The following is a 26745-nucleotide window of genomic DNA, read 5'->3' as shown; positions in this document are numbered from 1 at the left end:
TTTGCCTGATGAAAGCCGGTGCGAACCTTGGAGCTTCTGTCAATCCTTTTCATTTCTGTCTCTCCTCCTTCTCACAGAATCTCGCTGAGCGCGGAAACCAGCGTGTCCATATCTTCTCTGGTGTGGACCTCTGTCACGCAGTACATGGCGCATTGGCCAAGCTTTGGAAAGTCGCGGGACAGGTCCTTTCCGCCGAAAATCCCCCGCGCAAGCAGCGCCCGGTTAATCTCGGCCACGGTTTTTCCGGTCTTGCCGAAGTCCAGAACAAACTCCTCAAAAAACGGTGTTTCAAACCGCAGGGAGACATTTTTGAGCGCCGCAAGCCGCCCCGCTGCATACTGTGCGTTCTGCATGATGGTCTGGCCCACCTCCTGCATGCCCCTGGGCCCCATTGTGGCCAGATATACCCCGGCGGTGATGCCCCACAGGGCGGTTTGGGTGCCCACATATTCCTTGGCCTTGTCCCGGAGATGGCCGAAGGAAGTGCGGTCGTAGGCAACGTCCCCGAAGGCGTACTCCCCGGGCTCCTTGGTCTGGCAGATGCCAAACAGGCGGGACGGAAATTCCAGCACGTATTTGGGGTCGTCCATCGTGGCCATAAACCCGCACTGCCCGCCGCCATAGTTCATATGGATGCCCAACGGCTGCACATCGCCGCAGACAATATCCGCGCCATAGGCGCGGGGGGGCGCGATGACGCCCATAGAAATCGGGTCCACGCCCACCACGCACTGCGCCCCCGCCTGATGGGCCGCCTCCGCAATCTCCCGGGCGTTGATTTCCAGCATTCCGAGATAGGCGGGGTTTTCAAAATAAACAACGCCCACATTCTCGCTGAGCTTGGCCCTGAGATCAGCAATATCCATGCAGCCGGTTTCATTATTCGCGGCAACCTCCTCAATCAGAAGGTCCGGCGTGCAGTAATTCCTGATCACCGCCAACTTTTCGGGGTCCATTGCCGAAGGCACCAGCACGGCGGTGCGGTTTGCCACGCGGCAGCCCATGCGGATTGCAGAGGCGGCGGCCTGAGAATAGTCCATGGTGGGGACGTTGACCACTTCCATATCCACCAGCTCGGCAACCATGCTTTCAAATTCAAATAGCGTCTGAAAACGACCGAAGTCGTTGTAGGATTCGCCGCCGTAAGCGGTGAGGAACTCCCCCTTGCCGCTGATTTCGTCGCAGATTGCGGGCACATAATGCTGATAGCAGCCCGCACCGAGGAAATTCAGGTAATCGGCGCAGCTTTCGTTCTTTTTCAGAAGGCCCTCCACATGGCGGCGCAGCTCGTATTCCGAGCCAAACGCCTCCGGCAGATTGATGCTCTCCTTTAATATGATTTCGTCAGGCACTTCCTCATGAAGCTCCTCAATGGAATGCAAACCCAGCTCCCGCAGCATCTCCTGCTCCACCTCAGGCACCGAGTTTGGGATGTAGGGATGACTTTTGAATCCTTTTACACTCATCTCAATGTTCCTTTCTTATTGTGAATACCGGCTTGACGAGAAGCCCTACGCAATGCCGCCCTTTACCGCGCAGTAGGCCGCGGCCTGTTCCCCGCTCTTCAGGCCCCAGCCGGAGCCGGTGTTGATGATGGAACCGCCGCCGACCTTGCGCAGTTCGGGAATGACGTGTTTGCTCATCAGAAACAGGCCCTTGAGGCCCACATCAAGCACAAAATTCCATTCCCGCTCTTCAAGCCGGTAATTACCGCGACTTTTCCGGATAAATTTAAATAGTCCTTCTTGTCAATCATGTTTTACGCCTCCTTCTTCCCTCTGCAAAGTAAGTCCTAAAGCCGCTTACTTGTATTAAAGCAATTTTCCCTCCACAATTCAGAAAACGGCAGCTAATTTATTACTTTATCCGGATACTACAACATCTCGCTAAATAATCCTTCCATTTCTAGCACAATGCATAAATCACAAGTCCGCTGCACCGCTCCAAGTCGGTTTCCCCGGAATCGCTCGCTTTTAAGAGTGCCTTTTTTGTCAATTAAATTGTCAATTATGGCACAAATTTGCGTTTGGAGATTGACTTGTTAAAAAACCGCCGCTATACTAAGCGAAAAAGCCTCATTCTTTTGATAGGAGCTGCGTTATGGGACTTTCAGGCTATGTTTCCGAAATTGCCTTGGTGCTGCAAACAATACATCACCTGTTTGGAATCGAAGCCGCCGTGTTTGATACCGGCGCGGTTTTGATTGCCGGAAGCGAAAAATATCTGGAGATTAAAGGCACCACCGTGCATAAGCCCTCCATTGCCGAGGTCATCGAAAACGACGAGGTCACTGTTCTGTGTCCCGGCAAGATGGAATCTTGTATCGGCTGCCGCTTCAGCAGCAACTGCCCCGCCACATTGGAGCTGCTGAAACGAATCACAAACGAGGGCGTCCCTGTGGGTGTTTTGTCTTTTTCCGCTTTTTCAGAGGATGAGCATGACGAGATTATCACCCGAATTGACTACTTCAAGCAAATTATCGCGGACTTTTCCAATTTACTGGCTACCGTTTTGAAAAACGCCAAAAGCAATGCCTTCACAAACGATAAAAACCAGTTTTCCGCCATATCCTCCCTGTTCCCGGACGGTCTTCTGACCACGGACGTGGATGGTAATATTCTGGACATCAACGACGCCGCGCTGAACATTCTCAGCGGCGTATGTTTAAAGTCCATTCGGGATTTTCTTCCGGCGGAGCTAAGCGAGGAAGTGATGAGCGGGCGGCATGTCGTCAATCAGGCGGTTGAAATTCGCCAAGGGCTGACGGTTGCTCTTTCCTCCGCGCCCGTTTTCAGCCCGCTTGGAGACTCCGGTGGCTTCGCGGTGCGTCTGACCGCGAAGCAAACCGTTATTTCACCAGCCTCCAAGGTTTCCGAGTATGAAAAAATGCGCGGCGGCGGGGCGCATATGGAAAGCGTACGCAGGCGGATGGGGAAGATTGTGAACAGCCCCTCTTCCGTCTTTATCTCCGGTGAAACCGGCACGGGAAAAGGCGTGCTGGCGCGCTCTGTACACTACGAGGGCAATCGCCGTGACAAACCCTTCATCATTATCAACTGTGCGAATATTCCGGAATCGCTGTTTGAAAGTGAACTGTTTGGCTATGAAGCAGGCGCGTTTACCGGAGCGCTAAAAACCGGAAAGTCCGGAAAGATGGAGCTTGCCGAGGGAGGAACGCTGTTTCTCGACGAAATCAGCGAGATGCCCATGAGCATGCAGGCAAAGCTTTTAAGCGTTTTGCAGGACCGGCAATTCGAGCATGTGGGCGGGACGAAAAACATCGCGCTGAATACCAGAATCATCTCCGCCTCCAACGCAAACATTCAGCAGCGAATTGAAGAGGACCGCTTCCGCGCGGACCTTTTTTATCGGCTCAATGTGATCAGCATCGAAGTTCTGCCTCTGCGGGACCGGATGGAAGACCTGCCCGAGCTGCTGGACGCCTTTCTCAGCAAATATAACTATCGCCTCCACGCCGCCGTGAAGGGCTTTGATGAGCGCGTCATTCAGCAATTCAACCGGTATAGCTGGCCCGGGAACATCCGCCAGCTTGAAAATATCGTTGAATACTGCATCAATATGGCCGACGGCGACATTGTGCAGCTTCTCGATTTGCCACCGCATTTTCTCAAAGAGGTGGAAGCCGAGCCTCTCCCTGCGCTGAAAGAGGCCGAAGGCGGCGTGATCCGCGATCTTCTGAATAAATACGGCTGGGACTCCAGAGGAAAGGCTCAGGTCGCCCAGACCCTCGGTATCAGCGTTCGGACTCTTTACCGCAAAATAGACCAGTCTCGTCTGGAAAAGTAAACGCTTGGAGGTAGTTATGGAAGAAGTCATTTTAGAGGAAAAAAAGCCAGAAATCGAGCTGGAGGATTTCCAGAAGCTTGATTTCCGGGTATGCCAGATCATCGCGTGCGAAGAGGTCTTAAAAAGCCGAAACTTTTTAAAGCTCACGGTGAATGACGGTGAGCGCCAGCGCACCATCATGTCCACCATTCGCGCTTATTACAGGCCAGAGGAACTGGTCGGCAAAAAAATCATTGTGCTGGTCAATCTGAAGCCTCACAAATTTTGCGGCATTTTAAGCGAGGGAATGCTGATCGCGGTGGATGTGCCGGAGCAGGACGACTGCAAGGTATTGTTTGCGGACGATTCCTGTCCGATCGGCCAGCCCGTCAGCTAAGAAAGCGGTACCAGCAGACGGGATGCGCCCATGAAAGCAGAGCAGCCCCGTCCGTACACAGACGCTTTACCAACAAAAGATGTCCTGTGGGTTTCCCCACAGGACATCTTCTTATGAGCCGAGTTGCCGATACCATTGTCAGAGGCCCCATTTTGCGACGTCAGTAAAAAGGCCAAAGCGCGGCGGGATAGCATTGCTTTCTCCATTGAAAGCGCCGCTGTTCATAATTTCTGCTTGAATTCTTGTACCAATTTGTGTTACCCTCTTGATATATCACAATAGAAAGATGGTGTGTAAATGCCCGCATTATTTGTCGGCCATGGGTCCCCCATGAACGCGGTTGAAGAGAACCGGTTTGTCGAAGAGTGGAAGGCCCTTGGAAATAAAATTCCGCGGCCCGCCGCTATATTGTCCGTGTCCGCGCATTGGTTTACGGAGGGCACCCGGGTTACGGACGCGCAGGCTCCCAGAACCGTTTATGATATGTATGGCTTTCCGGATGCGCTTTATAAAATTGTCTATCCCGCCAAGGGCGCTCCGGAGTTTGCGCACCTTGCAAAGAGCATGATCAGCCGCAAGGTCACGATTGACAATTCCTGGGGACATGACCACGGCACGTGGTCGGTTCTGCACAGAATTTATCCGGATGCCGATATCCCCGTATTTCAGCTCAGCGTTGACAGGGGAATCTCCCCCCATGAGCATTATCAAATCGGCAGGGAGCTTTCCGCCCTTCAGGAGCAGGGCGTTTTGATTTTTGGAAGCGGTAATGTGGTGCATAACCTTGCTCGCGTAAATTGGAGCATGGACGGAGGCTATCCCTGGGCGGAGGAATTTGACGCGTATATTAAAGAACACGTGATGGCGCGCCAAAACGAAAACGTGATCAATTATCAACAGGCGGGCGCTTCGGCCGCGATGTCCGTTCCAACGCCGGATCATTTTTCGCCGCTTTTGTACGTATTGGGCGCGTCGGAAAACGCTGAGCGCGTAACCGTTTTTAATGACGCCTGCACCCTTGGTGCGCTTTCCATGACCAGCTATCTGTTCCAATAACGAGCGACTTTTCCGCTTGCTCTGCTTTACAAAAAAGGAAGCCCTGAAAATCAGGGCTTCCTTTTTAACGCCTGCGGCGGGCTTGATTTCTGTGCGAACGGCCTCTGCCTTTCAGCGCTCTTATTTCTCAGTTGGTTTGCTTTTCAGCACTTTTAAAGCCCAGCTTGTGACAGCGACTTTATCCCCCGTTTGGCTGCGGCAAGTCTCAGGCATATTGGCTTTCAGCCACAAATGCGGGAAAGGGTTTCCAGTTGCCCTCCTGCCCTACGCAATTTTTCGGTCGTAAAGCAGGGCGGCGTTCAGCACCACCAGCACGGAACCGGCATTATGTACCAGCGCGCCGGTAATCGGATTCAGCACGGCGGCGATGGAGAGAACCACCGCAATCAGGTTAATTGTCATAGACAGCGTGATGTTGAATTGAATGGTGCGCAGCGTGGTGTTGGAAAGCTTTTTGAGGTAGGGAATCTTTGAAATGTTGTCGCCAACCAGCGCAATATCCGCCGCCTCCACGGCAATATCGCTTCCGATTCCGCCCATGGCAACGCCCACCCGGGCAACCTTCAGCGCAGGCGCGTCGTTCACGCCATCTCCAATCATGCAGACCGTTCGCCCCTGCCGTTCAAGCTCCTCAATGGCGCTAACCTTTCCCTGCGGAAGCAGTTCCGCTTTTACCGTCTGAATCCCGGCCTGCGCGGCAAAATACTTTGCGGTGTGGGCGCGGTCCCCCGTAAGGAGCACCACCTCCGCATTCATACCGCGCAGCTCCTCCACCATATCGCGGGCCGACTCCCGCAGGGTATCGGACAGGGTGATCACGCCAATCAGCGACTTCCCTCTGCCAATAAGAATCGCGGCCTTTCCCTGTGCGCAAAACCCATCCAGCGGACCGGCGACGGCTTCGTCAATCAAAACGCCCTTTTCTTTTAGAAATTCAAGCGTTCCGCAGATCAGCGCCTGCCCATCCACCACCGCCGTGATTCCCTTGCCGGGCAGCATTTGAAAGTCGGCGGCGCTTTCATGGAAAGCGCCCCGCTCCTTTGCGCAGGCAACAATCGCTTTTGCAAGTGGATGCTCGGAATAGGACTCAGCCGCGGCGGTCAGTTCCAACAGCCGCTGGCGGCTGACTTCTTCCACCAGCGGAAGAATGTCCGCCACCACAAGATTGCCGTTGGTCAGCGTTCCCGTTTTGTCAAAGGCGATGCAGTCCACCTTTCTCATATTTTCCAGTGCTTCGCCGGATTTGATAATTACGCCGTGCTTGGTCGCCTGTCCCACAGCCGCCATAATGGAGGTCGGCGTGGCCAGCGCCAGCGCACATGGGCAGAACACCACCAAAATTGTCACGGCGCGGATAACATCCTTCGTTGCCATAAAGGTAATCACGGCGATGACCAACGCGGCAGGAACAAGCCATGCCGCCCATTTGTCCGCAATGCGCTGCATGGGCGCCTTTTTGTTTTCCGCATCCTGCACCATACGAATCAGCTTTTGCAAAGAGGAATCCTCCCCGACTCTGGAAGCAGTAATGTCAATTGCGCCAAAGCGGTTGATGGTTCCGCAAAATACGCTGTCGCCCGGGCCCTTATCCACGGGAAGCGATTCGCCCGTCATGATGGACTGGTCAACCGAGGTGTTTCCGGCAGTGATTTCACCGTCCGCCGGAATGGCCTCTCCGGGTAAAACCCGGAGAAGATCGCCCTTGCGGATTTGCTCCGCCGAAATAATTTTCTCGGTGCTCCCCGACGCATTGGAAACAATTCTTCTTCCCTGTACGGGTGTAAGACCGATCAGCTTTTTTAAGCCCTTCTTGGCCCGTTCCACGGTTTTATCCTCCAAAATTTCGCCGATGGCCATAATAAAGGCCACCTCACCGGCGGCAAAAACCTCTCCGATTGCAATAGATGCAATCATGGCAATGGAAATCAGCAGCGCGGAGGATATCCGTTTTTCGCATGTGAGGTTAAACACCGCCTGATAGATCAGCGGGTACCCGGACAGCGCCACCGTCACCCAGGCCGGGTCCACGGGAAGCTTTGTTTTCGTCAGCAGCAGAATCAGGCTACATACCAGAAACACGCCAGAAACAAAGGTCCATTTTAATCCTGTCAGCAAATCGCTTGCTTTTTTGAACATATTCTCCCACTCCTATATTAGCACTTGATTCTTTCACCCATTTTGAGTACAATCAATTCGTAACCGAATAGATTGTTCTTTAGTAGTGTATCAAACGTGCTCGTGGGTTACAAGAACCTGTTACTAAAGAATGTGCACTACCGAATAAATTGGTAAAACTGTTCCGAAAGAGTGGGCGTATGGATAGACGGCAGAGAAAAACGAGAGATGCGATTTTCGAGGCATTCAGCGAGCTGCTGCTGCACAGCAGCTATTCGCAAATCACAGTGCAGGAGATTATCGACGGGGCCAACGTGGGCCGGACCACCTTTTACGCGCATTTTCCCACTAAGGACGATCTTTTGCGGGAGATGTGCGCAGAGATGTTTGCCCACGTTTTTTCCAAAGCGCCCAAAGCGGAGCCAACCCACGATTTTTCCATGGCCCGGGGTGACCCAAAGGCAATTGTCACCCATCTTTTCTACCATCTGCGCGAGCACGGAAGAATGCTTGTGGTTCTTTTAACCTGCGAGCAGGGCGAGCTTTTTCAGCGCTACTTTAACGAATATTTCAACGAGCTGGTGACCCGGCATATTCTTGGCAAGAGCATGCGCAAAAGCGCCGTGCTGCCAGATGATTTTCTGATGGATCACATTGCGGGCAGCTTTGTGGGCGTGGTCCGGTGGTGGCTGAAAAACGATATGGAGCAATCACCGGAGGAGCTTGCGAACTACTTTATGGCGGCAATTCAGCCGGTGGTATGACAGTTCTTATCTGCAATTGTCACTTCTCTGGCTCGGCCCGATTTTTGCGGCGATGGACTACATGCAGTCTTTTTACGCAGTCATACACCGCGATAAATCCGTTAAAAAAGGGAGGATAATTTCAGAATCTTGCGCATATTCCCGATTTGATGTAGAATAAGAGCATTCAAATAGCGGTTGGCAATTTTTTTCATTACTGCAACCGTTTACCTTTTCCGGTAAATGTAATTTTGATGAGCCTTGAACCGAACGAAAAAGGATGCTGTTATGAAAGAAATCACAATTATGAATACGTCAATTACAATTGAAAAGCTGTTTGAATCCATGCCGGTGGCAATGGTGCTGATTAACCGGAAAGGCGAGCACGTAGCAGTCAATCAGGCGCTTGCGTCAATCAGCGGCTCTCGCATCGAGGACCTCATCGGGCGAAAAATTGAAGATATGAGCAAAGAGAGCAGCAGAAATATCATTCGTGATTTTCGTATGTTTGACGCGAATCAGGAGGTCCCGGACCATGAGGTGGTCATTGGGGGAAAAACCTTCTATGTCTCTGTTCGCCCGCTGCGGGACGATACAGGATATGCAATCGGGGAAATGGTTGCATTGATGGATATTACCAAGACAAAAAAACTGGAGCAAGCACTTGAGGAGACAAACCGAAAGCTCCTCTACTTGTCCAGATACGATGACCTGACGGGCGTTTTAAACCCACGCACCTATTACGAAGAAGCCGAAAAAAAGCTGTTTTCCGGGCAAGCTTCTCATGCGCCCTGCTCCGTGCTGTTTCTGGATCTGGACCACTTTAAGAAAATCAACGATACTTACGGTCATGGCGCCGGAGACACGGTTCTTTCAAGCACCGCCAAATGCATCCGGCAGGCTTGCAGAAAGCGCGACCTAATTGGCCGTGTGGGCGGAGAAGAATTCTCTCTGTTTCTTCCGGAAACCGACCACAGCGATGCCATGGCCCTTGCCGAAAAGCTCCGCCGGAAAATCGAGCAGATGGAAATTGTGGTGGAAGGAAGTCTGGTGAAGATCACGGCAAGCATTGGCGTAGCTTTAAAAAATCAGAGTCACCATTCTATTGCGGACATCCAGCGCGAGGCTGACTGCGCCATGTATTACGCCAAGCAATCCGGCAGAAACAAGGTCTTCAGTTCAAGCGATCTCCCTTGATATTACACGGCGGGAATGCCTTTTTTAACGGCAAACCGGGGATGGGTCTTATGCGCAGTAATTTTATTTGCACAGCTTTTTAAAGCGGCCATACCCGTGGGGATATGGCCGCTTTTTGTCCTTTATGTCTCGCCCACAGTTCATAGCGGGGCGGGCACGGCGCAATGCGCTTCTTCCGTAAAATGTCAGGTCTTCCCCCACCTTCTCATTGCATCTATGACCTGTCCGTGCTATGATAGCCATATTATTTGAGGAAATTTTTGGAGCCTTGCGGCAGAAGGGAGAACAACCTATGAACCTGTTTGACACGCTCACCGTAAAAAACATGACTCTGCGCAATCGAATCGTCATGCCTCCCATGTGTATGTACAGCACCGAAGGCGACGGCGTACCTACGGACTTCCACTTCACCCACTATTCCTCCCGGGCCGTGGGCGGCGCGGGGCTGATTATTGTGGAGGCAACCGGCGTGCTGCCCGAGGGCCGCATTTCCGACCGGTGCCTTGGTCTTTGGAACGACCGGCAGGCCGAGGCGATGAAGCCGATTGTTGCCGCCTGCCAGAAATTCGGGGCCAAGGTGGCCATTCAGCTCAACCACGCGGGGCGCAAGTGCGAGGCCAAGGAGAAGACGATTTTCGCCCCCAGCGCCATCCCCTTTGAGGAAACATCCCCCGTGCCCAAGGAGATGACGGAGGAGGAGATCAGGGACGTGGTTCAGGCGTTCCGCAGCGCCGCGGCCCGGGCAGCCGCCATCGGCTTTGACGCTCTGGAAATCCACGGAGCTCACGGATACCTGCTGAACGAATTTCTCTCGCCCCTCGCCAACCGCCGCACGGACGACTATGGCGGCTCCACGGAAAACCGCTGCCGCTTCCTGCTCGAGGTGCTGCGCGCGGTACACGAGGTCTGGCCCGCGAAAAAGCCCGTGCTTCTGCGCGTCTCCGCCGAGGATTATGAGCCGGAGGGCATCCACCCGGAGGAAATGGCCAAAATTGTGGAGCTTGTAAAGCCGTATATCGACGTGCTGGACGTAAGCTCCGGCGGCGTGATGCCCACGCCGCCGACGGCAATCTATCCCGGCTATCAAGTTAGAGCCGCGGAGATTTTGAAGCAGTCTTCGGGCCTTCCCGTCATTACCGTGGGCCTGATTACCGAGGCCCATCAGGTCCAGCAGATTCTGGGCGAGGGCCGGGCGGACCTGATTGCTTTGGGCCGCGAGCTTTTGCGGGATCCCTATTGGGTGCTGCATACGGCCCGGGACCTGAACGTGGAATACCTCTGGCCGGAGCAGTATGTCCGGGGATTCAAGGCCAGAAAGTAAGGGCGCCAATGGGCGAATCGCCCTTCATTTCGCCTGTTTTTAAAATTGCCCATGCTGCCACCTGCGGGAATTCTTCCTGCGCCGACCAAATAAAAGAAACAGGACAGAGGCTTCGGCCCCTGTCCTGTTTTGTATTTCTTCTGTCAAATTCTTCGGAATATTGCCCGTGCGACTCTCCGACACTTGGGAAGAATCCCCTTCTGCCGCGTCCGCCGGTTGAGATGAAGCAATGCCGGTCTGTCAGGAAAATTGCCGTCGCAGTGCTCGCTGTCTTTCCGGAAAAGGCTTTCGGGGACGCACCTCAGATGCGGGCAACACCGGTTTTCCGGGCCGCTTCCGCCACGGCCTTCGCCACCGCCGGGCCTACCCGGGGGTCAAAAGCGGCGGGGATAATATAGTCCTCGTTCAGTTCGTCCCCAGAAATCAGCTCCGCCAGCGCCTGCGCGGCGGCCATCTTCATTTCCTCGTTGATGTCACTGGCGCGCACGTCAAAGGCTCCCCGGAAAATGCCGGGGAACGCCAGAACGTTATTGATCTGATTGGGATAGTCGCTGCGCCCGGTGGCCACCACCCGCGCCCCGGCGGCTTTCGCTTCGTCAGGGAAAATCTCCGGCGTGGGGTTTGCGCAGGCAAAAATAATCGCGTTCTCCGCCATGGAGCGCACCATGTCTGCCGTCACAGAGCCGGGAGCGGACACGCCGATGCACACATCCGCGCCCGCTATGGCCTCTTTCAGCCCGCCACGGAGATTCCGGGGGTTCGTGATCTCTGCCAGCTCCGTTTTAATCCAGTTCATTCCGGTTTCCCGGCCTTTGTAAATGGTTCCCGTGCGGTCGCATAGGACGATGTCCTTCGCCCCCGCCGCAAGCAGCAGTTTGGTCACGGCCACGGCGGCGGCGCCCGCGCCGTTCACCGCGATTTTCACATCCTCCAGCCGCTTGCCGACCACCTTCAGCGCGTTTTGGAGCCCCGCCAGCGTGATGACGGCGGTTCCGTGCTGATCGTCGTGAAAAATGGGAATGTCGCACTTTTCTTTCAGCTTCCGCTCGATTTCAAAGCAGCGGGGCGCGGCAATATCCTCCAGATTTACGCCGCCGAAGCTGCCGGAAATCTGATACACGGTGTTGACGAACTCGTCCACATCATGGCTTTTCACGCATAGAGGGAACGCGTCCACTCCGCCGAAAGCCTTGAACAGCACGCACTTGCCCTCCATCACGGGCATGCCCGCCTCCGGGCCGATGTCCCCCAGACCCAGCACGGCGCTGCCGTCCGTAACCACCAGACATAAATTGTGCCGCCGGGTTAGCTCGTAACTCTTGTCCGGATTCTTTTGAATCTCCAGACAAGGCTGGGCCACGCCGGGGGTATAGGCCAGCGACAAGTCCTCCCGCGTGGCCACCGGAACGGCGGCCACCACCTCAATTTTCCCCTTCCACTCCCCATGGAGCCGCAGGGATTCCTTCGCGTAATCCATTTCTCTCTCCTTGTCCGGTCCGCGCGGGCCCTGCGCCCTCAGACGGAGCCTTTGTCTGATTTGGCCCTCTCCAAAAACTCCTTGACCCGGGCGAACGTCTCCTCGTGAAGATCGTGCTCCACCCGGCAGGCGTCCTCCGCGGCAATCTCAGCGGGCACACCCAAAAACGTAAATAGCTCCGTCAGCGTTCTGTGCCGCCGGTAAACCCGGGAGGCAATCTCCATGCCGGCATCATTCAGTGTAATGGTTCCGTCCTCCGCCATGGAGATGTAACCGTTTTCCCGCAGCTTTTTCATGGCAATGCTGACGCTGGGTTTGGAATAGCCCAAATCGTTCACAATGTCAATAGAGCGCACGGACCCCAATCTCTCCTGCACGACCAATATGGACTCCAAATAGTCCTCCGCCGACTCGTGAATCTCCATGGTCCCACCTCCTGATGACAGATTTTCACCGGCGCATCTCCGCAACCGGCAGTTTGTTCTGTCTATCTTATCATAAATGTGGAATTTTGCAAGTCCACACCTGTGAAGTTTTTGCGAACACCCCGTCGTTTATACCGACGGTACATCCACCGTGGGGCTCTTGCGAAAAGACCGGGCGGGCGCACAAAAAGTCCGGGGCCGCCGCGCATGGCGGCGGCCCCGGACAAGGCCTTTTTTATTCTGCAAACAGAGGGGTAGAGAGATAGCGGTCGCCAGTATCCGGCAACAGAGCCACAATGGTCTTGCCCTTATTCTCCGGCCGCTTTGCAAGCTGCACGGCAGCCCACACGGCGGCTCCAGAGGAAATACCCACCAGAACACCCTCGGCTTTGCCGATTCTTCTGCCCTCGGCAAAAGCTTCGTCGTTCTCCACCGGAATGACCTCGTCATAAATCTTGGTATCCAGCACATCGGGAACAAAGCCCGCGCCAATGCCCTGAATCTTGTGGCTTCCCGGCGCACCGCCGCTCAGCACGGGAGAGGCCGCAGGCTCCACAGCCACGATTTTCACATTGGGGTTCTTCTCACGGAGATATTCGCCCACGCCGGTGACAGTGCCGCCGGTGCCGACGCCTGCCACGAAGATATCCACCTTCCCGTCGGTGTCCTCCCAGATTTCCGGACCGGTGGTCGCCTTGTGGACCGCCGGGTTGGCGGGATTGACAAACTGGCCCGGAATGAAGCTGTCCGGCGTTTCCGCCGCCAGCTCCTCCGCCTTGGCAATGGCGCCCTTCATGCCCTTTGCCCCTTCGGTAAGCACCAGCTCCGCGCCATAGGCCTTCATCAATTGGCGGCGCTCCACGCTCATGGTTTCCGGCATGACGATGATGATGCGATAGCCCCGGGCAGCCGCCACGGAGGCAAGGCCAATGCCGGTGTTGCCGGAGGTAGGCTCGATGATGACGGAGCCGGGCTTCAGCTTGCCGCTGGCCTCCGCGTCGTCGATCATGGCCTTTGCGATGCGGTCCTTCACGCTGCCCGCGGGATTGAAGTATTCCAGCTTGCCCAGAATCCGGGCCTCCAGTCCTTCTTCTTTCTCAATGTGGCTCAGCTCCAGCAGCGGGGTCTTTCCGATCAGTTGATCGACGGAAGTATAAATATTGCTCATAGTCTGTTCCTCCTATAATTCATTCAATGTTGTTTATGTGGTTCAGCAGGACGCTTCCCTCCGGGTGCGGGAAACGGGGTAACATCGAAAGCCAATGGGCAGAGACAGCATGAAATTCATATATCATTACCAACCTTTCAAGTAGGTTAATATGGATTATAAGCATTCTTCTTGAGTTTGTCAATAGGCAGAGCAAAAAAAATTTCCAAAGCTTTTAGTTGATTCCCCACTAACCATATTATATAATAGGTTTAACACATCTGGAGGAATTTTATATGCTGATTTCAACAAAAGGCCGCTATGCCCTGCGGGTGATGATTGATTTGGCCGAGCACCGGACGGAGGGCTACGTCCCCCTGAAGGAGGTTGCGGAGCGGCAGGATATCTCAGAGAAATATCTGGAGAGCATTATCAAGCTTCTGGTCAAGGGGAAGCTTTTGACCGGTCTGCGGGGCAAAGGCGGCGGATATCGCCTGACAAAGTCTCCCGAGGAGTATTCCGTGGGGGTTGTTTTGCGCCTGACGGAGGAATCTCTGGCCCCCGTTTCCTGCTTGGAGGGGGAGTCTGTGTCCTGCCCCAGAATGGCGGAGTGCCGGACGCTTCCCATGTGGCGCGGGCTGGACAAGGTGATCCGCGACTATCTTGACAATATCACCGTGGCGGATTTGACAGCCTCTGATTCCGGCGGCAACTACGTGATCTGAACGGCGGCCCACAGAAAGCCCGGCTTGCGCCGGGCTTTCTGTGGGGAATACGACAAAGCGGACGGCCTGCCAGCCGTCCGCTTTGCCTGTATGGTATAGAGAAAGGAGAGGGAGAAATTGGAGAAATGTATCAAGTGTTCCGCTTGATGTGTTCATAATAACGTCGGGCCGGAGAAATGTCAACGGCCCCAAGGCACCTTTCATAGTTTGTTTACAAACGTTGCATTTTTTCAAAATTTGTTCACAATACGTTCAAATAAAATCCAAAATTGCGTATTGACAACTTTTCCAAAGCGTGTTATTGTTTAGCACGCTAATATTTAGCCTGCGTAATATATTTCGGAAAGGAGCCGGCAGTATGGAAGAAATGAAATCTCTCGGGCGGTCCATTGGCTGTGCATCTCATTTGTTTCGGGAGCGGGCGGACGCGCGCATGGCAAAATACGACGTTACGCCTCTTCAGGCGCATGTCATGGTACATCTTGCCCATCAGGGCGGCAAATCCACCCAGCAGGCGCTGGGCGAGCATCTGCGGGTAAAGCCTTCCACCGTCAACGGCATTGTGGACCGCATGGTGGAACGGGAGCTGATTGTGCGCAGCGCCGACGAAGCGGACGCACGCCGTCGGCTTGTGGCCCTGACACAGACGGGACAGGCGCGGCTGGAGCAGCTACATCAGGAAATGCGGGAGACGGAGCGCCTTCTGGAGTCCGCTTTTACCGCCGAAGAGCTGGCCCAGTTTTACGCCCTTGTCAATCGCATGATTCAGAATTTAGAGGAGGACCGGAAAAAATGCTGAAAAAACTCCTGCCATATACCAAGGGCTATCGGCCATGGATTGCGCTGGGTATCGCCTGCTCTGCCATGGACGCCATCTTCCAGCTTCTCATCCCGCTGGTGATGGCCGACATCGTGGACATCGGCGTTGCCAACGCCGACACGGGCTTCATTGTGCGCAAGGGCCTTCTCATGGTGGTTCTGGCGGCGGTGGCCATGGCCTTCGGCCTTGGCAGCGCCGCGTCCTCCGCCCGGGCGGGCATGGGCTTTGGCGCAAACCTTCGGACGGCGGAATACGCCCGGGTGCAGGACTTTTCCTTTTCCAACATCGAAAAGTTTTCCACCGCGTCGCTTGTGACTCGCCTGACCAGCGACGTGCGGGTTTTGGAAATGACGCTGATGATGAGCATGCGGCTGCTGGTCCGGGCGCCGGTGATGCTGGTGGCGGCGCTGGTGCTGGCCGTGCGGCTGAGCAGCCAGCTCTCCCGCGTGTTTCTGGGTGCGATTCCGCTGCTTGTAATCTTCGTGGTGCTGCTGATGACAAAGGTTGGCCCTCTGTTCCGGCTGCTTCAGGAGAAAACGGACGATGTGAACCTGGTAGTGCAGGAAAACCTCACCGGCATCCGTGTGGTGAAGTCCTTTGTCCGTGAAGAGCACGAGAAGGAGAAATTCTCCAAACGGAACAACAGCCTGCGGGAAACCTCCGAAAAAGCCTTTGGCGCGGTGGTGGTAAACATGCCCGTGATGATGCTGATTATCTACGGAACCATTATCGCCGTCATGTGGTTCGGCGGAAAAATGGTTTTCGCCGGGACCATGGAGGTGGGCGGCCTTACCGCCTTTTTCTCCTACATCACGGAAATTTTGATATCCCTGATGATGGTTTCCATGATCTTTATGATGATGTCCCGCTCCATCGCCTGCGCAAAGCGCATCTGTGAAGTGCTGGACGAGGTTCCCTCCGTCACCGACGCGCAGGCCAAAATCGGCGTGTCAGTGCAGTCCGGCTCCGTGGATTTTGAAAATGTAAGCTTCCGGTACAATGACGAGAGCGCCGGGTGGGTACTCGAAGATGTGAGTCTTCACATCCCCGGCGGGTCTACCGTGGGCATTCTGGGAGGCACCGGCAGCGGAAAATCCACCCTCGTGTCCCTGATTCCACGGCTGTACGAGGCGCAGAAGGGTTCCGTTCTTGTGGGAGACCGCCCCGTAGCGGATTACACCATGGAGCACCTGCGAGACGCGGTGTCCGTGGTGCTGCAAAAGAACACCCTCTTCTCCGGCACCATCCGGGAAAACCTTCTTTGGGGCAATCCCGATGCCACGGAGGACCAGCTTCTCGCCGCCTGCCGCTCCGCCTGCGCGGACGAATTTCTCGACCGGATGCCTGAGGGGCTGGACACCGACCTTGGACAGGGCGGCGTGAATGTCTCCGGCGGGCAGAAGCAGCGGCTGTGCATTGCCCGGGCCATTTTGAAGCAGCCGAAAATTTTGATTCTGGACGATTCCACCAGCGCCGTGGATACCGCCACGGATGCAAAAATCCGCGAGGCCTTCCGCCGGGACCTGCCGGGCACCACAAAGCTGATTATCGCCCAGCGGATTTCCTCCATCGCGGACGCGGATTTGATTCTGGTGCTGGATAAGGGCCGGATTGTGGGCCAAGGTTCCCATGAGGAATTGATGAAGACCTGTGAAATTTATCAGGACGTGTATCTGTCCCAGCAGGAAGGAGTGAGTATCGGTGGCTGAACAAAGAAACGGCGCGAATCGCGCCCCCGTCCCCCGAGGCGGACCCAATCAGGGCGGCTATCAAAAGCCTAAAAACCTGCGGGGTACCGTAGGAAAGCTGATGGCCTATCTTGGCCGCTACAAACTCCGGCTGACGGCAGTGGCGGTTTGCATCCTCCTCAGCGCGGCGTGCAGCGTGGGCGGGTCTTATCTGATGCGCCCGCTGATCAACGACTATATTCTCCCGGGCAACTTTCCCGGCCTTGCAAAAATGCTGGCCGTGATGGGGGGAATCTATCTTCTTGGCGCGGGATTGAGCTTTGCCTATGCCCGGATGATGGTCCGGATTTCCCAAAGCACCGTGGCCGCCCTGCGGCGGGATTTGTTTGCAAAGCTGCAAACCCTGCCCCTGAAGTATTTTGACGCGCACACCCACGGTGAGCTGATGAGCCGCTTTACCAACGACATCGACAACGTGAGCGAGGCCATCAACAACTCCTTTGCTTCCCTGATCTCTTCCGCAGCCACCTTTTTGGGGACACTTGCCATGATGCTCTATATCAGTCCCCTTCTGACATGCATTACCTTTGCCGTGCTGGCGGTGATGCTGGCGGCGGTGCGGGGCATTGGCGGGCGGAGCCGCAAAAGCTTCACTGCCCAGCAAAAGGCCATCGGCGCGGTAAACGGCTATATTGAAGAAATGACCGAGGGCCAAAAGGTCATCAAGGTCTTCAACCACGAGTCCGCCGCAATCAAAGGCTTCCGGGAGCGGAACGAAACCTACCGGCAAGCAGCCACCAACGCGCAGACCTTTGCCGGGGCCATGATGCCCGTGATGGGCAACCTCAGCTATTTAAACTATGCCGTCACCTGCATGGCGGGGGCGCTTCTGGCCATCCGCAGCGGCGATCTTGGAGGGCTTGCGGCCTTTTTGCAGTACACCCGGCAGGTGTCCCAGCCCGTCAGTCAGGTGTCCCAGCAGGTGAATGTCCTTCTGGCGGCGGTGGCGGGCGCGGAGCGCATTTTCGAGGTTATGGAGACGGAGCCGGAGCAAAATTCCGGCAAAGTTACCTTAGTCCGGGCAAAATGTCTTCCCGGAAACCGGATTGAGGAAACCGACATTGAAACCGGCGCATGGGCCTGGAAAAAGCCCGATGGCACGCTGATTCCCGTCCGGGGTGACGTGCGGTTCGACCATGTGGTATTTAGCTACGACGGGAGCAAGTCGGTATTAAACGGCATCTCCCTTTACGCCGAGCCGGGGCAGAAAATCGCACTGGTCGGTTCCACCGGCGCGGGCAAAACCACCATTACGAACCTCATTAACCGGTTTTACGAGATTGACGACGGAACCATCACCTACGACGGCATCGACATCCGGGATATTGAAAAGGACTCCCTGCGCAAATCTCTTGGCGTTGTTTTGCAAGACACCCACCTGTTCAGCGGCACCGTGGCGGACAACATCCGGTACGGCCGACTGGACGCCACGGACGAGGAGGTGGACGCCGCAGCGAAGCTTGCAAACGCCGACGGCTTTATCCGCCACCTGCCTCAGGGCTACGCAACCGTCCGCTCTGGGGACGGCGGCAGTCTCAGTCAGGGCGAGCGGCAGCTTTTGAACATCGCCCGGGCGGCGCTGTCCAATCCGCCGGTGCTGATTCTGGACGAAGCCACCAGTTCCATCGACACCCGGACGGAAAAGCTCATTGAAAAGGGCATGGACCAGTTGATGGCGGGGCGCACCGTGTTTGTCATCGCCCACCGCCTTTCCACCGTCCGCAACTCTCAGGCCATCCTGGTGCTGGAGCAGGGCGAAATCATCGAGCGGGGCGGACACAACGACCTGCTGGACCAGAAGGGCCGCTACTACCAGCTCTACACCGGTCAGGCGGAGCTGGCCTGAGGAAACTCTCCGGGAAAGTTCGTCTAAGCACAACACAACAGCTCAAAAAGCAGGAGCGTCTCTCCTTCGGGAGAGACGCTCCTGTTCCTTTTTTTACATCCCGCACCGGCGTGGGCAGGCTTTTGGGGACAGCGGTTTTGCCGCTTCGCGTTTTCATTGATCGCTTTATGTAGGCTTTCGGCACTCTGCCCATACGCTTTTGACTTTCGGCGTTCTTCGCCTGCTTTCACCGTTCTGCGTTCACATTTGCGCCCCGCGTTTGCTTTGCGGAAAGAATATCCGAAGACTCCTCTAAGGCAATGGCAGTCTCGTCAGCGAGGGTCCTTCCCCAGACGGAACAGCTCCGTCATAGTATGGGTCAAATCAATGGGTCCGTCGCTTTCGGGAATCTCCTCCCGGCACAGCCAGACGGCCTCCTTCACCTCCCGCGTATCCAGCGTGACGGTTTCGTCCCCATCCAGCTCCGCCCAGAAGCCCACCATCTGGTTGCCAGCAAAGCCCCAGGGCTGGTCGGCGTGGTACCTCACGTTTTTCACCCGCAGGCCCACCTCTTCCATGACCTCCCGGCGGGCGGTCTCAGCCATGGTTTCCCCAATCTCGGTAAACCCGGCGACCAGGGCGTACTGCGCCACCATGGGCCGGTCGGCATAGCGAATCAGCAACAGCCTATCCCCGTTTCGCACGGCCACCACCACCGCGGGGTTGATGCGGGGATACACCAGCGCACCGCAATCGGAGCAGCGCATGGCCCGCTCCTTGTCGTCCCGGACCGTGGGCGCACCGCAGAAGCCGCAGAAGCGATTGGAGCGGTACCAGTTTGCAAGGTGCATCGCCGTGGCCCCCACAAGACGGAGAAACGGCGGCTCCATGCGGCGAAACGCCGCCGTGGGCGTCGCCCGCAGCCCGGCGCAAACGCCCTCGGGCGGCTCCTCCAGCAGGTAAAATCCCTGCTCGTCCACGGAGAAGAGATAGATCAGCTTCTCCTCCTCCGCACCCAACGCCAGCACCTCCGCCACCGTGGGAAAGACGCCCTCTCCCGTCAGCAGCACGGATCCCTTGTAAAACAGAACCGCCGAATCGCCGCCGGATGGCGGCAGGGGCGGAACCTTAAATTCATTGTGAAAGCTGTGGGGCGCGATATCCTGAAGCATAAAAATGCCCTCCTGTTATATCTCTCCGAAGCTTACTCGCCCCACGTCACGTCCACAATGGTGACTTCGCTGAACTCAATGTACTCACTTTTCAAAACGTAATCCGTCTTGCCTACCCGGACCTCCTGATCGCCCACCTTGGTGGTCTGGACCGCCGCGTCCGGCACGTTGATGCTGGCGGTGAAGTACAGGTTCTTGTGATAGGGGTCCTCCACCCAGTTTCCGTTTTCGTCCAGCGCATAATAAGGCTCCTGCTCAACGGAATCAATCTGCCCGTCCAGCAGCTTCCCGGAGGCCATCAGTCTGGAAGGGATGTGCTCCAGAGAATTTTCATAAAGGGCGTTGTCCACCCCCTCGGCCTTGATCACGTAGGTCACACGGACCGTCTTGGCCTCCCCGCCGGAACTGCCGCCGCCGCGGCTGATTAGCTTGCTTCCCACAAACACTGCCACCGCCAGAAGCAAAAGGACCGCAATCACGTCGATCACGTTAAATTTCTTTTTGGACCGCTCCATCTGTCAACCTCCAAGTAAATTGTGTTTTCCGGCTTGGGCTTGTCCTCGCCGGTCCGCGCCCCCGGCGCGGGTTTTCCTAATAAACGCGGGACTTTCGCGGGACGCTTTTGCCGCGCCGATAACCCGCCGCAGGGAAATCAGAGATACGAAAAACTCTGCGCGTCAAAGGGCTTCACCGCAGGCTGGTCTGCCGTGTGGGGGCCGAGGTGCTTTTCCATCCACACCGAGTCATACCAGCGGCCAAATTTATAGCCGCATTGGGAAAAATGCCCCACCAGCTTGTATCCGAGGCGCTGGTGAAACTCCACGCTGTCCCGGGTCAAATGCGGGTCCTCTCCGGCGGGATAGGCAATGGAGGCGTAGAGATTTAAAATATTCTGGGCCGCCAGCGCCTGCTCCATCACATCGTAAAGCCGCTTTCCAAGGCCCCGGCGCTTCGCCCTCTCCGCGATATACACCGTGGTTTCCACCGCCCAGCCAAAGGCCGCCCGCTCATGAAACGCATGGGCGTAGGCATAGCCCAAAATTTCGCCGTCCTCCTCCGCCACGAGGTAAGGATACCGCTTCAGAATTTCTTCAATGCGCCCGGCAAACTCTCTGACGCTAGGCACGTCATATTCAAAGGTAATGGCCGTCTTTTCCACGTAGGGCGCGTATATGCGCACAAGCGCCTCCGCATCCTCGGGAGTGGCCACTCTGATTTTACAATTTTTACGGTCATTTTCCATCAATGCGCCTCCGTTCGTCTCTTGCTCCTTGCTTTCGAACCTTGGCTATTGTATAATATTTTTCGAGTTTGTACAAGAGGGATTTCACGCCCACGGGCGTTTTTCAAAAGAGGGAGCGCTATGAAAGTTATCCATCTCATCAGCGGCGGCGATTCCGGCGGGGCCAAAACCCACGTTTTAAGTCTTCTGCGCCATCTGAACGAAACCATTACGGCCCAGCTTGTCTGCTTCCGGGACGGGCCCTTCGCAGAAGAGGCCCGGGCATTTGGGATTCCCACGGAGATTATGTCGGGAAACCATATCCTGCGCATCCGCAGCCGCCTGACGCAGTACATCCGGGAGGGCGGATATCAGGTGATCCACTGCCATGGGGCCAGAGCCAATCTTCTGGGGGCCATGCTTCGCGGAACCACCGGCCTTCCCGTCTGCTCCACGGTCCACAGCGACTATAAGCTGGACTATATGGGCAGGCCCTTCAGCCGTCTCACCTTCGGCAATATTAACGCTCGGGCGCTGCGGACGCTGGACTATCGCATCGGCGTGTCCGACGCGATGGTGGACCTGCTGATTCGTCGGGGCTTCCCTCCCGACAAATTTTTCACCATTTACAACGGCATCGACTTCACTCCCGCCCCGCCGCAGGGGGACCGACTGCCCTATCTGCGGGAGTTGGGCCTTGCCGCGGAGGAGGACAGCGTGGTGGTGGGCATCGCCGCCCGGTTGAACCCGGTGAAGGACATCTCCACGCTGGTGCGGGGCTTTGCAAAGGCCCACGCAAAGTGTGACCGCTTGCGCCTGCTGATCGCAGGAGACGGCGAGGAGCGGCAGAAGCTGGAGGCTTTGGCGGATGAACTGGGCGTTGGTGAGCAGGTGTGCTTTGCCGGGTGGATTTCCGGCGGCATGGACCGGTTTTACAGCGCTTTGGACGTCAACGCCCTCACCTCCGTGTCCGAGACGTTTCCCTATGCCCTGACGGAGGGCGCCCGGTTTCACTTGGCCACCGTGGCCACCGCCGTGGGCGGCATCCCCGCCTTGATCGACACGGATGTAAACGGTTATCTTTTCACGCCCGGGGACGACGAGGCCCTTGGCGCGGCGCTGGCCTCTCTGGCGGAGAACGACGATCTGCGTCGGGACATGGGCGAGCGGCTGTATGAAAAGGCGTCCACTCAGTTTTCCATTCAGAAGACGGTGGATACCCAACTCCACATTTACGGGGAGATTATCCGCCGCCACAACCGCCCCAAAGCGGGACGGGACGGGGTGGTCATCTGCGGAGCCTACGGACGGGGCAACGCCGGGGACGACGCGATTCTGGAGGCCATTTTGCAGGAGATGCGAGCCATCGACCCGGACATGCCGGTGCTGGTTTTGAGCAAAAACCCCGCGGAAACCCGCCTTGCTTACCGGGTCCCGGCGGTACAGCGGTTTAACTATCCCGTCTGGCGCGCCGCCATGCGTCACAGCAAGCTGTATATCAACGGCGGAGGCAGCCTGATTCAGGACGTGACCTCCCGCCGGTCGCTGTGGTTTTACCTGCACAACATCGCCACCGCCAAGCGTCTGGGCTGCAAAGTGCAGATGTATGGCTGCGGCATCGGCCCCGTCTCCCGCCCCAGCCACCGAAAAATGGCGGCAAAGGTGCTGAACGCCTCCGTGGACGTGATCACGCTGCGGGAGCCAGACTCTCAGGCGGAGCTTGCGTCCATGGGCGTGACTAATCCTGTGATCCTTCTCACCGCCGACCCGGCCCTGACTTTGCACTGCGCCCCCCCGGAGAGGACGGACAGCGTGCTTTTGCAGGCAGGGATTCCCACGGACGGGCGGTATATCTGCTTTGCCCTGCGGCAGTGGAAGGGCTTTGAGGAAAAAGCCCCCGTTTTTGCCGTCGCCGCAGAGTATGCCTACAATCGCCACGGGCTGACCCCGGTATTTTTAGCGGTGGAAACCCATCAGGACCCTCTGGCCGCGGCACTGGCCGCGCAGGGCCTTACGGTACCCCACTATTTCCTCAACGACGCTGGCCGGGCCGACACCATCATCGGCGTCCTCTCCCGGATGCAGGTGGTGGTATCCATGCGGCTCCACGCGCTGATTTTTGCCGCCGGACAGGGGATTCCCCTTGTGGGCGTGGTGTACGATCCCAAGGTTTCCTCCTTCCTGCGCTATATCGGGCAGGACTTGTTCGTGGATCTGGAGGAGGCGTCCTCCGGGCCGCTGTGCGCCATGATTGACAAGGCTGTGGAGCGGGCAGAGCGCCCGGGCGAGCAGGAGGCTGCCGTGGCCCGGCTCCGGGAGATGGAGCATCGGAACGTGAAGGCTGCAAAGCGCCTGATGGGCGTTTAAACGGCGGACAATCCGCAAAAGGCGCGGTTTCCGGCCCGAAAAATGCGTTTTCGGTGCTGGAAGCCGCGTTTTTTTCATACCCTGCATCAGGGTGATGCTATGAATCAAAACTGCTCCGACCCTCTGGCTCTGACCACGGCAATCAACTCTCTGGCGGTGTGCATGGCGGGATCTCTGGACAACGACGAGCTGGCCTTCTGCGCCGCGGTGCTGACCCAGCTTGGGGATACCTTGAACACCATCGCGGCCCAGCGGGCGCTGTGCGGCAGTTCCTGACCCCCGTCGGCAAAACAAACGCCCTTCGTACAAATTTGTACGAAGGGCGTTTTTCTCACGGTCAGGGCCACACGCCCCAGCCGAATTTCGTTTTTCAAAACTTCTCGTGGCAAAGGTCGGTAACAGCGGCGCGGACCTCTTTCTCCTGTCCCTGAGGATAGAGCACCACAAGATAGTCTCCAGGAAGCAGCGTGGTTTCGCCCCGGGGGATAATGTCCCGGTTGCCCCTGAGGAGACTGACAATCAGCGTGCCCGCAGGCCAGCCGATCTCGTCAATCCGCCGCCCCGCCGCGCAGCAGCCCAGCTCCACAGGAATCTCCATCAGGTCTTTCCCCTCTGGAGCTGGGGCGGTCTCGGCTTTGCGCTCCTTTGCCACAGACCGGTTTAACAGCGCCTCGTAAATCGGCTCCACCTTCATGAGGTCGGAAACCAGCAGCGCGGCAAACGCACAGGCGGCCACCGGCAGCATATGTACCAAGGTGCCGGTCATCTCCACCGTAAGCAAAATGGCGGTGATGGGGGCCTTCACCGCCGCAGCCATCGCCGCCGTCATGGCGCACACGGCGAAATCCGGGATGTATTGCGCGGGAAACAGCCCCATCTCCACGCAGGCGATGCCAAAAATACTCCCCGTCAGGGTCCCCACCGCCAGAATGGGCATAAAAATACCGCCGGGAACGCCGCTTCCGAAGCTGGCGCAGGTAAATAAAAACTTCACCGCCAGCAAAACAAGCAGCAGCGATATGCCGCCGGTGGCGGTTTGGGCAAACTCAATCAAGTCACGCCCGCCGCCCAGCGTCAGCGGCAGAAACAGCCCGCAGGGGATGGACAGCAGCATCACCGCAGCGGGCCTCCACCGCGCGGGCAGCAGCTTTCCGTACAGCGGGCCTGCGGCCAGCAGCGCCCGGTTGAGAAGACTTCCCACAACCCCTGTCAGCGCCCCCAGCGGAAGCATCCAGAAATACATGTGAATCGGCATCTGGGGAATCTGGGTAAAATGCAGCTCCGGCGTCAGCCCGAAAAAGTATTTTGAAACAAAGTCGGCAACCAGCGACGCGGCGGTGGCCGTGAGCATAATGGCGGGGGAGAAATTGCGGTGTACCTCCTCCAGCGCGAAAATCACGCCGGACAGCGGCGCGTTGAACGCGGCCGCAAGTCCGGCGGCAGCGCCGCCGGTGATGAGATAATTCTCCTCCACCTTGCTCCTGCCCAAAAGGCCGGACACCGCCTTTGCGCCCGCCGCGCCGATCTGGATAGAGGGCCCTTCCCGCCCCAGAGAAAGTCCGAAGAGGCCGCACAGTCCCCCGGCCACAAACCGCACCGCCAGAACAGAGCGCCACTTCAGCTCCATGCCCAGCAGCACCGCCCCTTCTACCTGCGGGATGCCGCTTCCGGCGGCGGACGGCTCCAGCTTTACAAGCCAGGCAACCAAAAGCCCGGCAATCGTGGCCCCCAGCGTCCACGGAATCAAAAACACGGGGTGCTCCCGAAAATAGGCATAGCACGCCACGGCAAAGGCGGTCCCGTGCTCAATTAAAAGACGGTACAGCACTGTAATCAGCCCCGCCACCGCGCCGGTGAGCAGCGCCTTGACCGCGATGCCCCATTTCAGCCGGTTGAAGTCGGATAAAAACCGATAAAATTTTGTTCTCTGTTCACTCATTGTCAAAATCCCCTGCTTCGATTCTATTAAAAAACAGCTATTTACAGTATAGCATATGTTAAGATATCTTAACAAGGCCGCTTGCATCAAAAATCTGCCGAACAGGAAAAGGCCCTGTGCAAAAATATCGTGGAAACTGTTATTTTATAAATTTCGGAGAAATATGCGCACGAGATGGCGGCATCAGACGATCTTCCTTCCCGCCTGTCGCCAATATGGGCAAATATATAGAATACGTAATCGTTTTTGGGCTTTTTCAATAAAAATACCTTGGTTTTTTAGCTTCCGCAATCTCCCCCTTTACGGTTGAATATTCCTTTAAAACATCGTATACTGTACGTCAGATGTATGTCAGATTCAAAATGGCATATCTGGATTTGAAAACGCGACAATATGAATAATATGGAGGATCAGATGATGAAGTACGGACGTACCTACAATTTTTCCGCCGGCCCCGCTATGATGCCGGAAGCGGTTCTGGAGGAGATCGCCGCCGAAATGATGAACTACCGCGGCAGCGGCATGTGCGTCATGGAGATGAGCCACCGGTCCAAGGTTTTTGAAGAAATTCTGGCCGCTGCCAAGGACGACCTGAAGAAGCTGATGGGCATTCCCGACAACTATAAGATTCTGTTTGTGCAGGGCGGTGGCACGCTGCAGTTTGCCATGGTGGCCATGAACCTGCTCAAGGGCGGCGTGGGCTGCTATGTGGAAACCGGCGCCTGGTCCAAAAAAGCGATTTCCGAAGCCAAGAAATTTGGCGAGGTGAAGGTAGTTGCCTCCTCCGCCGACAAGAACTTCTCCTATGTGCCGGACTGCTCCGATCTGGACATTCCCGACAATGCGGACTATGTTTATATCTGCGAGAACGAAACCATCAACGGCCTCACCTATAGCAAGCTGCCCAACACCAAGGGCAAGGTTCTGGTGTCCGACCAGTCCTCCATGTTCCTCTCCCGCCCCTGCAATGTGGCCGATTACGGCATGATCTGGGCCGGCGTGCAGAAAAACGTGGGCCCTGCGGGCATGGCCGTGGTCATCATCCGTGAGGATTTGATCCCCGACGATCTGGATTCCAAGGTTCCCACCTATCTCAGCTACAAGATTCACGCCGACAACGACTCCCTGTACAACACCCCCAACTGCTGGGCCATTTACTGCTGCGGCAAGGTTTTCAACTACCTGCTGAAAAACGGCGGACTGGAGGCCATGGAGCAGCGCAATCAGGAGAAGGCCAAGGTGCTGTACGATTATCTGGACCAG

General features: G+C 56.4%; 23 protein-coding genes. 13 read left to right on the top strand and 10 right to left on the bottom strand.

Annotation, left to right across the window (positions count from 1 at the left end; all coding sequences use genetic code 11):
- Nucleotides 1-71: 71 nt before the first annotated feature.
- Both gcvPA and RTK01_RS07725 read right to left on the bottom strand, forming a co-directional pair.
- Nucleotides 72-1466 carry an aminomethyl-transferring glycine dehydrogenase subunit GcvPA gene (gene gcvPA, locus RTK01_RS07730; RefSeq protein ID WP_312280423.1) on the bottom strand — a complete coding sequence of 465 codons (1395 nt, stop codon included), beginning with the start codon at nt 1464-1466 and terminating at the stop codon, nt 72-74.
- Between the two features lie 45 nt (nt 1467-1511).
- On the bottom strand, nt 1512-1727 hold the full coding sequence (locus RTK01_RS07725; protein ID WP_312280425.1) for an SDR family NAD(P)-dependent oxidoreductase: 216 nt from the start codon (nt 1725-1727) through the stop codon (nt 1512-1514).
- A 373-nt stretch (nt 1728-2100) separates the two neighbouring features.
- On the opposite strand from RTK01_RS07725, the gene RTK01_RS07720 reads away from it, so the two are divergent.
- From RTK01_RS07720 to ygiD, 3 genes are all read left to right on the top strand, one after another.
- Entirely contained in the window at nt 2101-3807 is a 1707-nt protein-coding gene (locus tag RTK01_RS07720; protein WP_312280422.1) for a sigma 54-interacting transcriptional regulator, read from the top strand.
- 16 nt (nt 3808-3823) lie between these two features.
- A complete protein-coding gene (gene metG, locus RTK01_RS07715; RefSeq protein WP_312280421.1) occupies nt 3824-4183 on the top strand; it encodes a methionine--tRNA ligase subunit beta in 360 nt (119 codons plus the stop codon).
- A 297-nt stretch (nt 4184-4480) separates the two neighbouring features.
- Nucleotides 4481-5239 carry a 4,5-DOPA dioxygenase extradiol gene (ygiD, locus tag RTK01_RS07710; RefSeq protein WP_312280420.1) on the top strand — a complete coding sequence of 253 codons (759 nt, stop codon included), beginning with the start codon at nt 4481-4483 and terminating at the stop codon, nt 5237-5239.
- 264 nt (nt 5240-5503) lie between these two features.
- Here ygiD and RTK01_RS07705 read toward each other — a convergent pair whose 3' ends face one another.
- Nucleotides 5504-7375, bottom strand: a complete 1872-nt coding sequence (locus tag RTK01_RS07705) for a cation-translocating P-type ATPase (protein ID WP_312280419.1) — start codon at nt 7373-7375, stop codon at nt 5504-5506.
- Nucleotides 7376-7554: 179 nt separating this feature from the next.
- On the opposite strand from RTK01_RS07705, the gene RTK01_RS07700 reads away from it, so the two are divergent.
- The 3 genes from RTK01_RS07700 to namA all read left to right on the top strand — a co-directional run bounded on the left by RTK01_RS07700 (nt 7555) and on the right by namA (nt 10615).
- A complete protein-coding gene (locus RTK01_RS07700) occupies nt 7555-8118 on the top strand; it encodes a TetR/AcrR family transcriptional regulator (RefSeq protein WP_312280418.1) in 564 nt (187 codons plus the stop codon).
- Nucleotides 8119-8385: 267 nt separating this feature from the next.
- Nucleotides 8386-9294, top strand: coding sequence for a sensor domain-containing diguanylate cyclase (locus tag RTK01_RS07695; RefSeq protein ID WP_312280417.1), 909 nt, complete (start codon nt 8386-8388; stop codon nt 9292-9294).
- Nucleotides 9295-9586: 292 nt separating this feature from the next.
- Nucleotides 9587-10615, top strand: a complete 1029-nt coding sequence (gene namA, locus RTK01_RS07690; protein WP_312280416.1) for an NADPH dehydrogenase NamA — start codon at nt 9587-9589, stop codon at nt 10613-10615.
- Nucleotides 10616-10916: 301 nt separating this feature from the next.
- Here the strand turns inward: namA and RTK01_RS07685 are convergent, their stop codons facing one another.
- The 3 genes from RTK01_RS07685 to cysK all read right to left on the bottom strand — a co-directional run bounded on the left by RTK01_RS07685 (nt 10917) and on the right by cysK (nt 13685).
- Nucleotides 10917-12092: a malic enzyme-like NAD(P)-binding protein gene (locus RTK01_RS07685; protein ID WP_312280415.1), complete on the bottom strand. Its 1176-nt coding sequence runs from the start codon at nt 12090-12092 to the stop codon at nt 10917-10919.
- A gap of 38 nt (nt 12093-12130) precedes the next feature.
- On the bottom strand, nt 12131-12517 hold the full coding sequence (locus tag RTK01_RS07680) for a metal-dependent transcriptional regulator (RefSeq protein ID WP_312280414.1): 387 nt from the start codon (nt 12515-12517) through the stop codon (nt 12131-12133).
- A gap of 235 nt (nt 12518-12752) precedes the next feature.
- Nucleotides 12753-13685 (bottom strand): cysteine synthase A, encoded by a 933-nt coding sequence (cysK, locus tag RTK01_RS07675; protein ID WP_312280413.1) that lies wholly within the window; start codon nt 13683-13685, stop codon nt 12753-12755.
- 275 nt (nt 13686-13960) lie between these two features.
- Here cysK and RTK01_RS07670 point away from each other — a divergent pair, with 275 nt between their 5' ends.
- From RTK01_RS07670 to RTK01_RS07655, 4 genes are all read left to right on the top strand, one after another.
- On the top strand, nt 13961-14389 hold the full coding sequence (locus RTK01_RS07670) for an RrF2 family transcriptional regulator (RefSeq protein WP_312280412.1): 429 nt from the start codon (nt 13961-13963) through the stop codon (nt 14387-14389).
- Between the two features lie 358 nt (nt 14390-14747).
- Complete coding sequence (locus RTK01_RS07665; protein WP_312280411.1) at nt 14748-15188, top strand: MarR family transcriptional regulator; 441 nt, start codon at nt 14748-14750, stop codon at nt 15186-15188.
- Nucleotides 15182-16918: an ABC transporter ATP-binding protein gene (locus RTK01_RS07660; RefSeq protein ID WP_312280410.1), complete on the top strand. Its 1737-nt coding sequence runs from the start codon at nt 15182-15184 to the stop codon at nt 16916-16918. The genes RTK01_RS07665 and RTK01_RS07660 overlap by 7 nt, the downstream gene beginning before the upstream one ends.
- A 100-nt stretch (nt 16919-17018) precedes the next feature.
- Entirely contained in the window at nt 17019-18803 is a 1785-nt protein-coding gene (locus tag RTK01_RS07655) for an ABC transporter ATP-binding protein (protein ID WP_312280424.1), read from the top strand.
- Nucleotides 18804-19114: 311 nt separating this feature from the next.
- Here the strand turns inward: RTK01_RS07655 and nudC are convergent, their stop codons facing one another.
- From nudC to RTK01_RS07640, 3 genes are all read right to left on the bottom strand, one after another.
- On the bottom strand, nt 19115-19954 hold the full coding sequence (gene nudC / locus RTK01_RS07650) for an NAD(+) diphosphatase (RefSeq protein WP_312280409.1): 840 nt from the start codon (nt 19952-19954) through the stop codon (nt 19115-19117).
- A 32-nt stretch (nt 19955-19986) separates the two neighbouring features.
- Entirely contained in the window at nt 19987-20469 is a 483-nt protein-coding gene (locus RTK01_RS07645) for a DUF4330 family protein (protein ID WP_312280408.1), read from the bottom strand.
- Between the two features lie 137 nt (nt 20470-20606).
- Nucleotides 20607-21197: an N-acetyltransferase family protein gene (locus RTK01_RS07640; RefSeq protein WP_312280407.1), complete on the bottom strand. Its 591-nt coding sequence runs from the start codon at nt 21195-21197 to the stop codon at nt 20607-20609.
- 120 nt (nt 21198-21317) lie between these two features.
- On the opposite strand from RTK01_RS07640, the gene csaB reads away from it, so the two are divergent.
- Both csaB and RTK01_RS07630 read left to right on the top strand, forming a co-directional pair.
- Nucleotides 21318-23543, top strand: coding sequence for a polysaccharide pyruvyl transferase CsaB (gene csaB / locus RTK01_RS07635; RefSeq protein ID WP_312280406.1), 2226 nt, complete (start codon nt 21318-21320; stop codon nt 23541-23543).
- Between the two features lie 99 nt (nt 23544-23642).
- Nucleotides 23643-23819 carry a DUF6774 domain-containing protein gene (locus RTK01_RS07630; RefSeq protein WP_312280405.1) on the top strand — a complete coding sequence of 59 codons (177 nt, stop codon included), beginning with the start codon at nt 23643-23645 and terminating at the stop codon, nt 23817-23819.
- A gap of 94 nt (nt 23820-23913) precedes the next feature.
- On the opposite strand, the gene RTK01_RS07625 is transcribed toward RTK01_RS07630, so the two are convergent.
- Entirely contained in the window at nt 23914-25482 is a 1569-nt protein-coding gene (locus RTK01_RS07625) for a ClC family H(+)/Cl(-) exchange transporter (protein WP_312280404.1), read from the bottom strand.
- 414 nt (nt 25483-25896) lie between these two features.
- Between RTK01_RS07625 and serC the strand changes: the two genes are divergently transcribed.
- Nucleotides 25897-26745 (top strand): 3-phosphoserine/phosphohydroxythreonine transaminase (gene serC / locus RTK01_RS07620; RefSeq protein ID WP_312280403.1); only part of this gene is annotated, 849 nt, incomplete at its 3' end.

Origin of the sequence: Oscillibacter sp. (assembly GCF_031978065.1) — a bacterium.
In the GTDB taxonomy this organism is placed as follows: domain Bacteria; phylum Bacillota; class Clostridia; order Oscillospirales; family Oscillospiraceae; genus Oscillibacter.
This window is presented reverse-complemented; position numbering and strand designations above follow the sequence as displayed.